This window comes from Sphaerospermopsis kisseleviana CS-549 (assembly GCF_028329225.1).
Lineage (GTDB): Bacteria > Cyanobacteriota > Cyanobacteriia > Cyanobacteriales > Nostocaceae > Sphaerospermopsis > Sphaerospermopsis kisseleviana.
Genome location: NZ_JAQMTI010000174.1, coordinates 34021 through 47735, shown reverse-complemented (window position 1 = coordinate 47735; position 13715 = coordinate 34021). Strand labels below are relative to the sequence as shown.

At 35.3% G+C, this 13715-nt stretch carries 8 protein-coding genes and 1 pseudogene; 7 read left to right on the top strand and 2 right to left on the bottom strand.

Annotated elements, in window-relative coordinates; genetic code table 11:
* Nucleotides 1-1489, bottom strand: a 1489-nt coding sequence (locus tag PN497_RS14360) for a condensation domain-containing protein (protein WP_272110483.1), incomplete at its 3' end; no start/stop codon positions are given.
* Nucleotides 1490-2692: 1203 nt separating this feature from the next.
* Here PN497_RS14360 and PN497_RS14355 point away from each other — a divergent pair.
* Nucleotides 2693-4564, top strand: a complete 1872-nt coding sequence (locus tag PN497_RS14355; protein WP_096571785.1) for a patatin-like phospholipase family protein — start codon at nucleotides 2693-2695, stop codon at nucleotides 4562-4564.
* 151 nt (nucleotides 4565-4715) lie between these two features.
* Here the strand turns inward: PN497_RS14355 and PN497_RS14350 are convergent, their stop codons facing one another.
* Nucleotides 4716-6086, bottom strand: coding sequence for an AAA-like domain-containing protein (locus PN497_RS14350; protein ID WP_096571784.1), 1371 nt, complete (start codon nucleotides 6084-6086; stop codon nucleotides 4716-4718).
* A gap of 568 nt (nucleotides 6087-6654) precedes the next feature.
* On the opposite strand from PN497_RS14350, the gene PN497_RS14345 reads away from it, so the two are divergent.
* From PN497_RS14345 to PN497_RS14320, 6 genes and pseudogenes are all read left to right on the top strand, one after another.
* Nucleotides 6655-9099 carry a hypothetical protein gene (locus tag PN497_RS14345; protein ID WP_272110481.1) on the top strand — a complete coding sequence of 815 codons (2445 nt, stop codon included), beginning with the start codon at nucleotides 6655-6657 and terminating at the stop codon, nucleotides 9097-9099.
* A 317-nt stretch (nucleotides 9100-9416) separates the two neighbouring features.
* Nucleotides 9417-10487, top strand: coding sequence for an isocitrate/isopropylmalate dehydrogenase family protein (locus PN497_RS14340; RefSeq protein WP_096571783.1), 1071 nt, complete (start codon nucleotides 9417-9419; stop codon nucleotides 10485-10487).
* A gap of 181 nt (nucleotides 10488-10668) precedes the next feature.
* Nucleotides 10669-10818, top strand: a pseudogene (locus tag PN497_RS14335) (3-isopropylmalate dehydratase); the annotation flags it as partial.
* 132 nt (nucleotides 10819-10950) lie between these two features.
* Nucleotides 10951-12228 (top strand): 3-isopropylmalate dehydratase large subunit, encoded by a 1278-nt coding sequence (locus PN497_RS14330; RefSeq protein ID WP_272110488.1) that lies wholly within the window; start codon nucleotides 10951-10953, stop codon nucleotides 12226-12228.
* A gap of 320 nt (nucleotides 12229-12548) precedes the next feature.
* Complete coding sequence (locus PN497_RS14325; RefSeq protein ID WP_272110486.1) at nucleotides 12549-12959, top strand: hypothetical protein; 411 nt, start codon at nucleotides 12549-12551, stop codon at nucleotides 12957-12959.
* A 298-nt stretch (nucleotides 12960-13257) separates the two neighbouring features.
* On the top strand, nucleotides 13258-13680 hold the full coding sequence (locus PN497_RS14320; RefSeq protein WP_096571780.1) for a hypothetical protein: 423 nt from the start codon (nucleotides 13258-13260) through the stop codon (nucleotides 13678-13680).
* Nucleotides 13681-13715 lie beyond the last annotated feature (35 nt).

The following is a 13715-nucleotide window of genomic DNA, read 5'->3' as shown; positions in this document are numbered from 1 at the left end:
CTACTGCTATTGCATTCGGTGTTTTCTCTACCTGCTCTTCAAATAACTCATGGATGCACTTATCAACAGGATATTCAACTTGAATATTATTCCACTCTACCAATAATTGATGTTGCTCAGTTTCTGTCAGTATTGGTAATTTGGCAATAGACTCCTGGGGATTGGCTACTATGGATTCTAGTAGGGTGATAAAATTTCCCGCCATCCGCTCAATCGTCCTACTATCAAATAAGTCGCTGTTGTATTGCCAGCAAGGTTTCACAACTCCTTGAGCTTCCATTACCATTAAATTCAAATCTAAGTCTGCACCCCTTTGATGTCCGAGCAAGTATGGCTGCATTTCCAGCACTTGTTCTTGACTATCTAATGATTGTTCTGTTAGTTCACACCAACGATGTCGTTGCCAAGTAAAACTAACTTGAGAGAAAGGAGAAAGGCTCGGATTACTTTGTGGCTGGAGTTTTTGTGCTAACAAAGCAAAAGGGTAATCTTGATGATATTGAGCTTTTTTTACTGTCTTGCTAACTTGAGCCAGAAATTCTTGGAATGTGGCATTTTCCTGGACTGAAACTCTTAAAACTGTCAGGTTCGCAAAATAACCAGCAATTTCTTTGAAGCTTCTACCCGTCCTCCCTCTCATTGGGCTGGATATGAGTATATCTGTTTGGTTGGTGTATCGGTAAAGTTGGATGTAAAATGCTGTGAGTAGAATCTGATAAAGGCTGGTTTTAGATGCTACAGCTAGATGGTTGAGTTTTTCAGTTAACTGTTCATCTAGCTTGACTATGTATGATGCTCCTTGATAAGTCTTTACTGGGGGGCGCGGTCTGTCTGGGAGCAAATTCAGAATTGGCAATTCTCCAGCTAATTGTTGTTGCCAGTATTGCCACAGTTTTTCTCCCTGAGAACTAGATAGCATTTCTGATTGCCAGTGAATGAAGTCTGCATAAGATTTTTTTCCACTGACAGCATCTACTGTTTCTGTCTGTTCTTGACTAATTCCCTGATTTTCCCTGACATATAAGGTTCTAAATTCACTCAGCAGTAAGTCAAAAGTCCACATATCACCAGCAATGTGGTGCATTGTCAACATGATAATGTGTTCTTCTGCTGAACGACTAAATAAATTAACTCTCAAAACTGAATCTTGTTCTAAGTTAAAAGGGCTGTCAGCAATGGCATAGATTTTCTTTGCTAATTGTTCTTCACTCCACTCGCTGGCATCTATTACCTCAACACTAAAATTCTCTTGTTGATTAACTTGCTGTACCGGTTTACCTTCATAATTGGTATATGTGGTTCTCAGAATCGGGTGCTTTTCAATAATTTTTTGCCATACACGATTCACAACGGCAATATTTAAATCAGTACGAATTTTTGCAGTAATAAATATATTATAAGCAACGCTCTCTGGGGCAATTTGGTGGATCAACCACATTGCTTCTTGACCCGATGAAAGTGGATACATATTTTTAATACTTGTTGTCATAGTTACACTCAAATACAAAATTTTGCTAACTGATTTTTTAATGATTTAGGACTTACGCCAGGAACAACTAAATATGAGGTATGGGTTTCAGGCTTTCTAACGTAATTTTTCGTTGATTTTTGGGCGAACTGCTTGCAACAGCGCTTCGCTATGGCTATTTGTATAAACTTCATCCCCAAAAGCCTGAAACAACCAAATATTTTTCATGCATATCATGGTTAATTTGCACAGTGCGTAAATCCTATGATTTTTGCTATTTAAGCAAATTCTTAATCCAAGGTTTTATTAAGACTGATACTAGTATAATAAATCTGTTTATTACACATTATCTTGTGTCTTAGCCTTAACGCCGATCATAAGGTAAAACATTCATTTATTCTAACTTAAAATTAATGGTTTTTAAATTGGTTGGCAAAATTTATACTTACTAAGCAAACAGATAATCTCAGGTTTAGCAGTCAACTGCAAGAGCAGTTTAAACATTTAAGCAGACAGTTAAGACTTTTAAGTAGAAAATCCCATTTGAATCATAAAATAATTTTAACTTTTCAGAAATAAATAATTAATTATTTTAATTGATTAATCTTAATTAGGACTTACGCCAGGAACAACTAAATATGAGGTATGGGTTTCGGGCGTTTTAACGTGATTTTTTGATTATTTTTGTGATTTTTTGATTATTTTTGATTGAGCCATAGCGAATCGCTGCTGCAAGCAGTTCGCTATTGATCGGAAGTTAATCGCCAAAAGCCTGAAACAACGGATTTTCGTTCATGCACATTGCACATCATGGTGAATTTGTACAGTGCGTAAGTCCTATTAATTTATTTTCTCTACAGGGATTTACACCCACAATTTAGTCTATTTACACTCTCATTCAAAATGTTATACTATCAATTAGAATTAGAATAATTGCCGGAATAGCCAAATTTAATCATGTTTTAATATTTAGTTAAGACGTAGTTTGTTTAGTTAGTTATGCCAGAGATTCAAGATAGTAGCGTCAAAACGTGGGATTTGTATAATACTGTAAATTTATGTAAATAAATAGCCAGATCAGCCCTATCAGTATTTTAATAAAAAAATCATAGCAAGTTATATTCTCTGTACTCCTCATGTACTATTACTAATTCGAGAGAAAAAATCTGCTCAAATGTTAACTATTTACCATTTTTAACCTAAATAATTGGAGAGAAAAATTCCGTGGAAAACAAAGTAATTGAACAATGGGTTTTAACCTTTGATGGACAAGATGATTACATAGATTTTGGTAGAAATGATCCTGATCCAGTTTTGTCTGAAGGGATTTCAGGTTTTACAGTTTCAGGATGGATTAATCCCCATTCTCTTACCAAAGAAGCTACTACTTATGGAACAAGAAATGTCTTTTTTGCCCGTTCTTCAGACAGATACAGTGATAATTTTGAAGTTGGTGTTAGTCCTACAGGAAATTTAGATATTTACATTGATGAAAAATTTAGCAAATTCATCAAAACTCTGGGTAATGGAGAATTAACCATTGGAGAATGGCACTTTTTCGCTATTGTTTTCAATCAAGGTGATATTACAGTATATCTTGATCATAATCAATACATAGAATATTTTACAGGTTCTACTTTAAATAAAGCCACAAGTCCGATCACTCTGGGGGGAACTTTACACAATGATATATATTTTTCAGGACAATTAGCTCATATTAGTGTCTGGAATTGTGCGTGTAATCAGGAACAAATTAAAAACCTTCGTTCTGGGCTAATAGTTGGGGATGAAGAAGGATTAGTTGCTTATTGGAGATTAGATGAAGGGGAAGGAACAATTGTCAACAATCAAACTGCAAATATCTATCAGGGGAATTTGTTTGGCAATCCTAGTTGGGATTTAACACAAATTACATTTCTGGGAGAATCACCTGCGGAGGAAGAAACCAAAACTAACCAACCAGAAGCAACTTTTAATATCCAAACAGCACCTACATTATCTCAAGAACAATTAGCAGAAGATATCAATCAAACAGACCAGAAAAAATATAAAATACTTACCATTGATGGTGGTGGTATTCGTGGCATGATTCCTGCACTTTTATTAGCAGAAATTGAAAAACGCACACAAAAACCTATATTTAGTTTGTTTGATTTAATTGCTGGTACTTCCACTGGGGGAATTTTAGCACTGGGATTAACTAAACCCCGATTAAATACAGCAACTGCTGATAAATTAACCCAGGCTGAATACACTGCTGCGGACTTATCAGAACTATTTATTGAGTATGGAGTGGAAATATTTTATGAGCCATTATTTGAAAAAATACTTGGACCTTTAGAAGATATATTTTTACAGCCCAAATATGCTTCTACCAGCAGAGTAGAAATGCTCAAACAATATTTTGGTGATAGTCTGATAGAAAATAATTTAAAAGAAGTCTTTGTCACCAGTTATGATATTGAGCAACGCATCCCCATATTGTTTACTAACAAACGGGAAAAACAACAGATAGAATCTCAAAGATCTCGCAATTTATGTGCAGGATTTTCGCTTTTAGATGCAGCATTAGCCACCAGTGCTACTCCTACTTATTTTCCTCCCCATCGCATTACCACTGATCACAATAATAATGGTTTTTATACTTTAGTAGATGGGGGAGTTTTTGCGAATAATCCAGCCCAGTTAGCTATTGCCGAAGCAAAAATGAGTAGTAAACAAGAAGCAAATAGGGTTGTGGATACAAAAGATATCTTAATGGTTTCCTTGGGTACAGGTTCACTGACAAGTGTTTATCCTTATAATGAAGTCAAAAATTGGGGACTTTTGCAATGGGGAAGACCACTTTTAAATATTATGTTTGATGGTAGTAGTGAAGTTGTGGCTGGAGAATTAGAGCGTTTGTTTGCATCTAATAATCCAGAAACTACAAGTTCTTATTATCGGTTTCAAACATTTTTAGATACAGAATTAGAAGAAATAGATAAGACAACTTTACGCAATATTCGTGAGCTAAAAATAGCCGCCCAGCAGATGATTAATCAAAATAGTCAAAAAATAGATGAATTGTGTAGTTTGTTGTTAGAGGATGTCTGAGAAGTATCAGGTTTTATCCAGATTCCCCCAAAAAATTAATCAAAGTTCCCCTTTTTAAGGGGAATAAAGGAGGATTTACAAGTGTTTTATGCAACACAAAAAAGTTTTCAGACATCCTCTGAGAGTAAACTAACTGCTTATGCAATGGGGACTAACAAACAATAGATAGTTGCTTGGTAAAATAAGCCCGATAAAGTTGGCAACGGGGTAATACGCGATCGCCATCAAAGGTAATTAATCCTAAACTTTCCAATTTATAAGCATGGATAGGATCAATAACCAGACTTTCTTTAGCGGTAACAACTTCAGTATATGTCCTAATTAAACCAGGATTAGCTAACAGTTTTACCCAATGGTTCTGCAAGTGATAGCGATAAATTCCACCATTGGCGATCGCCTCTTTGATCAAATCTGGTAAACTCATAGCCCCAGAGTGAATATAATACAAAGTAAGTTGTGTCAGTGCTGGATGACCACCAATAAGAGATATCAATTGTGCCGACTCCTTACCAGCAGTCCACCTTAGTCTATATCGCCTAGCTAATTCTTCTACGTGTTCCTGAGTAAATTCATGTAAACGGACAGGTAGTCCAATATTAAACGGAGAGTGATTAATATCTAAACAAAAATACTGTTCTGTTGAATAAGCAACTACTAACCTCAAATTTTTCCATAAATTATTTTGTCGTGATTCTTCGTACCAACAACGCAACAAAGCAAAAAATTCCTTAGCAACTTGAGGATATTCAATAAATTGTTCAGCTTCACTTAATACTAAAACTAGAGGATTATTAATTTGCTTGAGAATATAATGTTGGAAGTAAAGACTACAGATTAACTTATAACCCAAATCTTCATCCCAATGCTCATTAAGATTGGGAGCTATACCCAGTTTGATAGCAATTTGGCTACAAAAAGAACGTAAAAACTTATTTAAATCAGTGAAACAATCAGCATCTATCTGGGAAAAACTTAAATTTACAGTGCGATATCCTTGTAAATCTGCAAAAGCCAAAATACGTAGTATCAAAGAAGTTTTACCCATCTGTCCAGGAGCGAGAATTCTAATCACACAACCTGGTTGAGTCACCTCTCGATATATTAATTGTTCTATCGGTGGACGCTCAATATATAGGGGAGAATCTAACGGTATTGGTCCATCAGGATATGACCATAAAGACGGATTTTCTGTTCGTAAACAGATACTCTCTGATAAACAATCTAATATTTTCGTTTCATTATCTTCCTTGAGGAAGATGTAATCTTCCTCATTAAGTTCTAAATTAAAAGTGTTAAAGCATAATTTTAAAGTTTTTTGGTCCACACCTTTATTAGCTGACCATAAGCGGCTAAGAGTTTTAGCAGAAAGCTTGGTTTGGTATGATAAATCCTCTAAAGAGAGGCGTTGTCCTTGGTTTTCTGTAATTTCCCAAGATGATATAGCATCTTGTAAGCGTTGTAGTCCTTGAGGAGATAAAAGGACACCGCGTCTCCTTTTTGCTTTATTTTCTGTTAAAACCATAATCCAAAAAATTGACTAAGTTGGTTAAAGTTAAATTTTATAAGTTTAAAGTTTTTAACAATTTATAGTAGGACTTACGCAAGATAAGACTAAAAACCGGATTTTTCCGTAGGGGTAATGCATGAATTACCCCTACGTTCATTCTGTTTTGCGTAAGTCCTGTATAATAAAAAATTACTCCATAGATATTTGTAATATGAAATTACCATATTTCGGAAATGCTTTGGAAATTATTCCCCTGGAAACAGGGAATAGGTAATAGTTGGATCTATCTGTCATCCGCAAATTTTCTGATTTCTCAGCCTCTACCCCAAGTAAATATGTCTTAGCGCAAATCATAATCGTCTTACACATCTTAGCGCATTTGCTAAAATTAAAGCACATGGCAAAATGTCAGTTATGTAAGTCCTGTCTCAATCAAATCCTAATATTTCTATTTGATGATGAAAAGCGAGAAAATTATGAAAAATGCAAAACTCTCTATTCAGTAAATTCCACATCAATCATAACTGAACTATGGTAAAATACACTAATAGTCACTAGCTTTAATCTCCGTATACCTTAACTTATGTCTAATAGTCTTGATCTAGCAACCATTATCTTACCTGAAGATATCAAATTAAAACTAGAAGCTTTAGATGATGTAAAATTATTAACATCAGATTCAGAGAATTACATAGAGTTTGATGATGTACAGATAGATTTAGATAAAATTTTTGACATTCATAGTCAAGTCAAATACATAAATGTGATCTTCGAGAGAATTATTACAGAAGTATTTGGTGGACATGAAATTATTATAATTAACCCAAAATGTAAAATATATAAAAATGCTCAAAACATAGAAATTTACGTACAGGGATTACTCAATAATCAAAATATAGAATTAGTTTTTAGTAAAAATCCTATTTTAAAATATCAATTAAATGATGGATTTAGTTTTAGTAACCTAACAAATACAGTTCCGATCATCAGTAATTTAAACTTAGACAAAGCAGAGTTGATTATATCTAATGATGATCATAATTACCTTCATCAAGAACTAGGTAATATTAACTTAAGCAAAGGATTGAATTTTATTGGAGATATTGATTTACAAACCATTCCCAAAAATCTGAGTAAATTTATATACGAGTATTTAGAAATTAGTAATTTAGCAGGATTAATTAACATCAATTCCACAGGAAAAATATCTTTAACAGGTCATATTGCAGGACAAAGAAACTTATTTTCTCAACCACCATTGCAAGCAGATTTTAATAACTTACTACTCGAATTAAATATTGATCCTGATTTACAACCAAGATTTGGATTAACGGGAAATTTAACTCTTCAAGGTTATGATCCCAGTCAAGAAGATGAACCTAAACTATTTCTTGCAGGAAATCTGTCCCTCGAACCTGAATCTTTAACAGCATATTTTTGTCAGCAAGGTGAAAAAACCTGGCATAATCCCTATGGATTGAATGGAACAGAACTACGTAATCTCAGATTCCAAGGAGGAGGAACATATTTACCACCTTACTTTGATAACTTTGGTTTCATTGGTGATTTAAGATGGGAAGAAATAGACATAGAAGTAGCATTTCTGATAGATACTAATGATCCTCAAAGATTAGCATTAGTTTTAACTGTTAATCAACCCGTTAGTTTAATAGATTTGTGGCAAGGTCCAGTTACCTCTTTTATTGAAAAACAAGCAGGTTTTTCCACAGAATTAGTTAACAAAGCATTGTCCTTATTAGAAACCTTAGATAATTTGCAGATTGAATCAGTTGATGCAGATGCAGACGGAAAACGCAACCCATTGATTAAATATGTTCCCTTCCCTACAATCATTGCCGGTCAACCCATATCAGAAGGATTAGAAATTAACGGTAAAATCAACGCTTGGGGTCATGAAGCGATTTTACTTCTGGAAGGTAACATAAGTTTAAATAAAATTAGTGGTTCATTAAAAGTTTTTGAAATAGATTTAGGATTTGCCAAAATCACAGGAGCAGATGATAATAGTTTAGATTTAGCCTTAAAAGTTACACCCACAGAACAATATCTTCAGGGAGATGGTTATGTAGAATTACTTGGTAACCAAATTGCCAATGTAGAATTTGAAATTACTGCTACAAATGCGATCTTTAACAACTTTGATTTAAATTTAGCTAATCTCATAAGTCTTGATGTTGATGATTTAATTATAGATATCAAAACTGGCTGCGGTAGTGGTTTTGGAAAAATTTCCCTCTTAGGTAATACCCTAGCAGGTATTAAGTTTGATATTAATCAAAACAGTATTAACATCAACCATCTGGAAATCAATTTACTTGGGTTTTTAAGTCTCAATATTCCCCTGTTAACAGTAAATTTAAATCAACAAATTGCCACAGGTGAAGCAGATATTACCGCCTTTAATCAAGCGTTAGGTAAGGGCAAATTATTATTTAACGTTCAAGATATTTTCATCAAAGATGTATTTCTGAATTTAGTGAATATTTTGCAATTGAATGTTCCCAAATTGAAAGTTGACTTAACCAAGAGAAAAGTTTCTGGTTTAGGGAATCTAACTATTTTAGGCAAAAAATTTACTGCATTAGGTATCATCTTGAATGAAAGAGGATTGAAAGCAAAAAATGATTTTGATTTCGGCATTTTAGCCTTCAATGGTGCTACAATTACCCTTGGTAAAGACAATCAAGGAAATATCAATAATTCAGCTAGTATTGTAGGTAATCTCAATTTTTTGGGTTCTAATATTGCCAACATTAACGCCAAAGTAAATAGTGAAAAATTAACTGCATCTGGTAGCTTTAATTTTGGGGATATTCTCATCCTCAAAGGAGTTAATAATCAGAAAAAAGCCACATTAATACTTAAAAAATCTCAGAATGGTCGTTATAATTCAGTGAGTATCATGGGCAGATTTTATTTGTTAAACCAAGAACTAACATCAGTGAAAATCAGTCAAAACAATGGTAAGATCAAGATTTTCGGAATGTCTGTTAATGTCAAGAATTAATTAAAGGGGTTTGGAGCGTTCATAACCCTGCTATCACGCAAGCTCTCAAAAATCAAATGGGAGTTCCATATAAAATTATTTTATCATAATAGTATTAATTTTTGTAATTGATTATAAATAATCTTAACTGTCTTAACTGTCCTTGCATTCTCAGGAAAAGTCTGGGAAAAAAGAGGAGTGAATTAGTGTGAACCATTGTACACATATTTTTCTCAAATTTTATCAAACATGATGTTTTCAGTGTTGTTATTGAGTAGGAGTTAAGCGTTGAAAATTTCAGCAGTGATCAATCCTCATCAACTAAAAAATCAGGGAAAATGAGGTCATTAAGCAATCAGTCTTATCGCATTGTTGCTATTCCTGGTGAAGGAATTGGTCCAGAGGTTGTAGAAGCTTCCTTAAAAGTTTTGCAGCAAGTAGCTAACCTAGAAAAATTTACCGTACAGGTAGATTATGCTTGGCTGGGTAAAACCGCCTTAGAAAAATTTGGTAGTTACTTTCCCCAAACTACGATAGAACTATGTAATGGATCTGATGGCATTGTCTTTGGTGCAGTTACCCAAGGTGGACTGCTAGAATTGCGAAAACATTATGACTTTTTTTGCAATCTACGTCCCATTACGATTGTTGATAGTTTGGTGCATAAATCTAGCTTACGTCCAGAGAAAATTAAAGGACTGGATATACTCGTCATTCGAGAATTAGTCAGTGGAATTTATTTTGGCTCTGCTGCACGTGGTTCAGATGAAAAAGGAGCTTATGGCTACCATACCATGCTCTATTACGATCATGAAATACGACGCATTGCTCGTCAAGCCTTGCAAAAAGCCCAACAACGCCGAGGAAAACTAACAGTAGCTCATAAAGAAAATGCCTTACCTAATTTGCCTTGGACTCGTTTAGTGCAAGAAGAAGCAACCGCATTTCCTGATGTTGTGGTCGAACCAATGTTAGTGGATAATTTAGCCATGCAAATGGTGATGAATCCCCAAAGATTTGATGTAATTTTAGCCAGTAATTTGTTTGGAGATATTCTTAGCGATATTGGCGGAGCATTAGTTGGTTCTCTAGGTTTATTAGGATCAGCCAGTCTCAATGCCGATGGATTTGGACTATACGAAGCAATTCACGGTACTGCACCAGATATAGCAGGTAAAGGAATTGCTAATCCTTTAGGAACTATTGGAGCTTGTGTTTTAATGCTAGAGCAGTGGGGGCAAAAAAAAGCTGCCCAGAAAATTGTAGCTGCACAAGATCGAGTTTTAGCTCAAGGATATCGGACGGCGGATTTATCTCCTCAAGGAGAAGAAATATTAGTCAATACCGAACAATTAATACAGCTTTTACTAGAAGAAATTTATAATTTACACAAGCTAGAACAAAATTGAGGAATTGAGGTGCTGCATGAGTCCTATAAATAAAGAAGTAAATAACAAAGTTTTATATTTAGGGGATGATATTAACACTGATGATATTATGCCTGCCAATCGAGCTACAACCTATGATCCTGATATTTTAAAACAATATGCTTTAGAACATTTGATAGGAGTAGGAGAGTTATTAAAATATAATGTAATTGTCGCTGGAGAAAATTTTGGCTGTGGTTCTAGTCGAGAAATTGCCCCTGTCGCTTTGAAAGCTGCGGGAATTGAAAAAATTCAGGCCAAATCATTTGCAGAAATTTTTTATCGCAATAGTATCAATATTGGCTTAAATTTAGAAATTTTAGAGGAAACACAGGAAAATCCTGTAGTGGATGCGATCGCCCAAGTAGGTGGACTCATACCATTTAATCATCAACGTCGTCAGGGCAAAATTACCATTCCTCAAAGCGTAACTCCCCAAAGACCCATGACTTTAGTAGAAAAACTCCTTGCTAAAGCCTCTGGTAATGCTTACGTCCGTCCTGGAGAAGTGGTTTTTGCTCAAGTTGACTTAGCTTTATCCCATGATGCGGTAGCAGGACCTGTAGCCACAACATTTTATAAACACTACGGACAAGAAGCAAAATTGTGGGATGCTCAACGGGTAGTATTAGTAGCAGATCATTTTATCCAAGTTAATGACATTCGCAATGATCAAAAAGCCAATGTCATGTATCAGGAAATGGTAGACTTTGCCAAAGAGCAAGGATGTCATTTATTTGATATAGTTTCCCCCGGTGAAGCTGCTGGTATCTGTCACGTTTTACTACCAGAAAAAGGATTTGTCCGCCCAGGAATGATCATTGCTGGTACAGATTCCCATACTTGTACTTACGGAGCATTAGGAGCTTTTTCTACTGGTGTGGGGACTACAGACATGGCAAATATCTATGCTATGGGGGATATGTGGATTCGTGTTCCTCCCACATTGGTATTTGAGTTATCTGGAACTCTACCCCCCCATATCAGTGCTAAGGATATTATCTTGTTTATCCTGGGACAAATCGGCTGTGCTGGTGGTACAAGCAAGGTCATGGAATTTAGAGGGTCAATACTCGAACAAATGCCTTATGATGAACGCTTGACCCTTGCTAATATGGCCATTGAGTGTGGAGCAATCTGTGGCTTAATTGTTCCCGATGACACAACCCGCGACTATGTTAGAAGTCGCTCTGATCAAGAATTTGAAGAATTTGTTGGCGATGCCGATGCTGAATATGAAAAAGTGTATAAATTCGACCTCAGTAATCTAGAGCCGCAAGTAGCCCGTCCTCCCAAACCAGATCAAGTAGTACCTATTAGCCAGATAGAAGAAACCCCCATTACCAAAGCCTTTATTGGCTCTTGTACAGGAGGTAAATTATACGACTTAGCCCAAGCAGCCGAAGTTTTACAGAATCACCGAGTCGCGGATGGTGTAAACTTGTTTATTGTTCCTGCCTCCGTAGAAATTCGGGAAAAAGCAGAAGCATTAGGATATATGGACATTTTTACCCAAGCAGGTGCAAAGATCCTCAAATCAGGTTGTGGTGCTTGTATCAATTCGGGACTTGGAGTTTTAAACAAAGAAGAAACGGGGGTTTATGCAACCAATCGTAATTTTAAAGGACGCAGTGGCGATCCTACAGGCAAAAATTATTTAGCCTCTCCTAGAACGGTGGCTATTTCTGCGGTAAAAGGCAAAATCAGCCATAATCTTGATTAATTCTTGATTGAAAAAAATCTGATGAAAACAGGACTTACGCAAAAGGGAACGAAAGTAGGGGTAATATCCTTCGGTAAGCAAGGTACATGAATTACCCCTAGGCAAGAATAAGGTTTTCAGTCACATCTTGCGTAAGTCCTAGAAAAATCAAATTTCTGAATCCAGATTTAATAAATTAAGGGGGTAAATTTTATCTAACTTAAAATTAGAACAAGTATCAAATCTGTTTATGTGTCTACAATTTATGTGTGTACAATAACTCCAATTTCATAAAACTCAGAAAATTGAAAACAACAATATCAAAATGTTAGGTGATGACAGTGGATGAAATTGTGAAAAAACTTGCCGGTTTAGGTCTTCCGGGTATCATTATTTTAATTTTAGCAGTCGCATCAGCAGGTAGTAATGCTGCGATCGCAGGATTACTGACATCTGTAGGGGGACCTTTTGGTATAGTTGGCGGAATAGGGTTACTGGGTTTGGTAAAAGTTATAGGTGATCTGATTGCAGATTATGGAATTGAAGCTATTATCAAAGCCGTTTATTCAGAACGTAGCAAAACCGAAACTTTGCGATCGCTACTCTACGAAATTCAAAATTTACCAATTTGCCAGGAGCTAAAACTAAAATTGCAAGATCATCTAAAATCAGAAAGTAAAAAATATTTACCATCTCTAAGAACTGTAAATACATCATCTGTAAAAATAGAAAACAATCATGCTTTTAATTAAAATAAAGGATTATATCATTAGATACCAAAATCATATTTTAGCTTTCAATTCATCAGCGAATTGTTGGCTGTGATCAAATTCCTGATTTTTAGTGTTTACTGACCAATTATTGAATTGACGATTTGTATAGATTGAGGTTGAATAGGAAAGAGAATGTTAAAAACTATCTGGATTTACTCTCAAGAGACACTTATCTTGCTTAGTCTAGATAATTCAATCTCATGCCACCAAGCAAATTTTAACTAACAATTAACCAACAATTAACCAACAAGATTAAGGACTGTAGGTGATAAAAATGATGGACGAAATCGTAAGAAAACTAGCTGGTCTAGGTCTTCCTGGCATAATTCTTGTAGTTATGGCAATATCATACTCAGGTAGTAATGCTGCTATTGTAGCGGCGCTCACAGCAGTAGGGGGACCCTTTGGCATCCTGGGAGGTATAGGTTTACTGGGGTTAGTAGGAGCAGTAGGAGACCTGACAGGAGATTTTGGTTTTGAAGCTATTCTCAAAGCAGTTTATTCAGAAAGGACTAAAAACGAATCTATCAGGGCGCTCGTCAAAGAAATCAATGATTTACCCATTTCCGACGAGCTAAAAACCAAATTAACAACTCACGTAGAATCAGAAGCTAATACAGCGACAGAAGCAGAAGTAGTTGAAGAACCAAGAACCGTAGAAATTGTAGATGAGGATGAAGAAGTAGCAGTAGAAGCATAATTTCATCCTGAAATTTGGTGACATTCTTAAATAAA